The sequence below is a fragment of the Myxococcus sp. CA039A genome, assembly GCF_013336645.1.
Taxonomy (GTDB): domain Bacteria; phylum Myxococcota; class Myxococcia; order Myxococcales; family Myxococcaceae; genus Myxococcus; species Myxococcus llanfairpwllgwyngyllgogerychwyrndrobwllllantysiliogogogochensis.
The window spans coordinates 1-1,696 of sequence record NZ_JABUMQ010000642.1 but is presented as its reverse complement, the minus strand read 5'-3'; the positions used below and the strand labels follow the sequence as shown (position 1 = coordinate 1,696).

General features: G+C 70.9%; 1 protein-coding gene and 1 pseudogene. Both read left to right on the top strand.

Annotated features, from left to right (window positions below):
- Nucleotides 1-422 (top strand): annotated as a pseudogene (locus HR086_RS49490) (hypothetical protein); the annotation flags it as partial.
- Nucleotides 423-566: 144 nt separating this feature from the next.
- Nucleotides 567-1,696, top strand: a 1,130-nt coding sequence (locus HR086_RS46685) for a serine/threonine-protein kinase (protein ID WP_174468893.1), incomplete at its 3' end; no start/stop codon positions are given.

The window sequence follows — 1,696 nt, the reverse complement described above, 5'->3', positions numbered from 1 at the left end:
GGGGTGGGGCGTCCATCGGCCTGCTCGTGTTCGACGCCCAGGTGTCCCTGGAAGCGGGCTCCCGTATCGAGACGCTCGGAGGCGGCGCGGGCGGCAAGGGCGGCGCGGGCGGCGTCGGCGGACTCGGCGGGGACGGAGGCCTGGGCAGCGCCTTCGCCGATATCATCACGGAGGAGTCCGGCCAGACCATCAGAACCTACAGCGGCGTCGGCGGCAACGGGGGCTCAGGCGGCCCCGGCGGCCCCGGCGGAATGGGGGGCGGTGGGGGCGGCGGTCCATCGGTGGGCATCTGGTGTCAGCGGGGTCAGGTCACCCTGGATGGCGGGGTCACCATCGCCCAGGGGGCCGGCGGCGCGGGCGGCGAGAACAACGGCGGTGAGGGCGCATCCCTGCCAACGACGGGATGTGTGCCCATCCAATAGGGTCATCCGTCGGCTGTCCGACGCTGTTGGACAGGTCGACGCCGCGGGGTGTGCGGTGCTTGAACGCTCGCCCTGCACTCGGGTCCGAACCACATCGCGTCATTCACCTCGTCTTGGTACGCTGACCTTTCTTCCTGGCCCGAGATGGCTTCCGAGCTGAACTGCGAAACCTGTGGTTTTCCCGTCCCCGCGGACACTGGTGTGTGTCCGAGGGACGGCACCGTGGCACTCGCTTCGTTCCACGTCCCACCGTCGGCCCCGGCATCGCCGATGGCGGACGAGCCGAAGGTCGTCGTGCAGAGCACCCTGGAGGCCCTGACGGACGTGCCGAAGGATCCGCTCATCGGCTTGAAGCTGGGTGAGTACGAGCTGCGCGCTCGCATCGGCGTGGGCGGCATGGGCCTGGTGTACGAGGGCATCCAGCCGCTCATCGGCAAGCGCGTGGCGGTGAAGGTGCTCCGTCCGGAGCTGGCCCACTCCAACGAGCAGGTGGAGCGGCTTCTGGCCGAGGCCCGCGCGGTGAACGCCATCCGCCACCGGGGCATCATCGACATCTTCGGCTTCGGCCAGGTGCCGGACGGCCGGCAGTACATCGTCATGGAGTACCTGGAGGGTCAGCCGCTCGACGCCGTGCTGTCGGAGAAGAACCGGCTGCCCGTGCTGGAGGCCCTGCCCATCCTGGACGAGGTGCTCGCCGCGCTGGCCTCCGCGCATGGCGCGGGCGTGGTGCACCGGGACCTCAAGCCGAGCAACATCTTCCTCGTGCGCCAGCCGGACGGCTCGCGCTACGTGAAGGTGCTGGACTTCGGGCTCGCCAAGCGGGGCCAGGGCCCCACCGGCCGCACCGCGCAGACGCGCACGGACATGGTGGTGGGCACGCCGGAGTACATGGCCCCGGAGCAGGCGCGAGGCCAGGAGGTGGGTCCGATGACCGACCTCTACGCCCTGGGCGTGGTGACGTTCGAGATGGTGACGGGCCGGCTGCCCTTCGTGGGCAGTTCGCCCGTGGATCTGCTGATGAAGCACGTGGAGGCGCGGCCTCCCCGCCCCTCCGAGTTCGTCTCCGACCTGCCGCCCGCGCTGGATGCGTTCATCCTCCAGATGCTCACGAAGGACCCGGAGACGCGGCCCAACTCGGCGGACGCGCTGCGCCAGCAACTCCACAAGCTGCGCCGCTCGCTGCGCTCCACCCGCTCCAATCCCAGCGCGCTCGCGCCCACCCACGAGAAGCCCCCCTCGGCGGAGGACGCGGCCTCGCGACGCCCCACCACGCC